This window comes from Hymenobacter lapidarius, from assembly GCF_001816145.1.
GTDB lineage: Bacteria > Bacteroidota > Bacteroidia > Cytophagales > Hymenobacteraceae > Hymenobacter > Hymenobacter lapidarius.
Genome location: NZ_MDZB01000039.1, coordinates 1 through 810, shown reverse-complemented (window position 1 = coordinate 810; position 810 = coordinate 1). Strand labels below are relative to the sequence as shown.

The following is an 810-nucleotide window of genomic DNA, read 5'->3' as shown; positions in this document are numbered from 1 at the left end:
TAGGACGTGTGAACAATTAAAGCCACATCAGGATGGCTCCTAGCGTGACCATTGCCAGAAAGGTACTGGCGTTCTTCTCGTAACGCGAGGCGAGGGCCCGAAACCGCTTAAAGCGGTTGAAGCACCGTTCGATTTGGTTGCGGTTTTTGTAGATTTCTTCGTCGTGTTCAATCACTTGCGTCCGGTTTTTCTTGCTCGGAATTACGGCCTCAGCCCCGGCCTGCCGCAGTTGGTCGCGGACGTAGTCCGCGTCGTAGGCCTTGTCCGCCAGCACGCGCTGGCCGGGACGCAGGTCCGGTGCGAGCAAGGCTGGGGCGTGGGGGCAATCGCCCGCCTGCCCGGCCGTGAGGGCGAAGCGGCGCGGGCGACCCTGCGCGTCGCAGCTCAGGTGCAGCTTGGTCGAAAAGCCGCCCCGGCTGCGGCCAAGGGCCTGCGGGCCGTTTTTTTTCGCGCCCCGGCCGCGTGCTGGTGGGCGCGGACGATGGTCGAATCGACCATCAGCTCGTGCAGCCCGGTGTCGTCCTGGAGCGTAGCCAACACCTTGTCCCACACGCCTTTCTTTTTCCAGCGACCGAAGCGCATCGACACCGTGGACCACGCCCCGAAGCGTTCGGGCAAGTCCCGCCAAGGCGTCCCGCAACGCAACCGCCAGAGCACGGCTTCGACAAACAAGCGGGTGTCCTTGGCCGTCACGCCGCAGGTGCCCGCTTGGCCCGGTAAGAGCGGTGAAAGGCGTTGCCAGTGCGCGTCAGTGAGTAATGTGCGGTCTTTTTGCATCTTCAAAGCTACTTTAATTGTTCACGCGTCCTA

Annotated in this window: 1 protein-coding gene; it reads right to left on the bottom strand. The window is 62.7% G+C overall.

Annotated features, from left to right (window positions below):
* Positions 1 to 16: 16 nt before the first annotated feature.
* A protein-coding gene (locus BEN47_RS20025) for an IS5 family transposase (RefSeq protein WP_438830492.1) occupies positions 17 to 777 on the bottom strand; the annotation gives its coding sequence in 2 pieces (ribosomal slippage) (positions 17 to 454 and positions 457 to 777; 759 coding nt in all).
* Positions 778 to 810 lie beyond the last annotated feature (33 nt).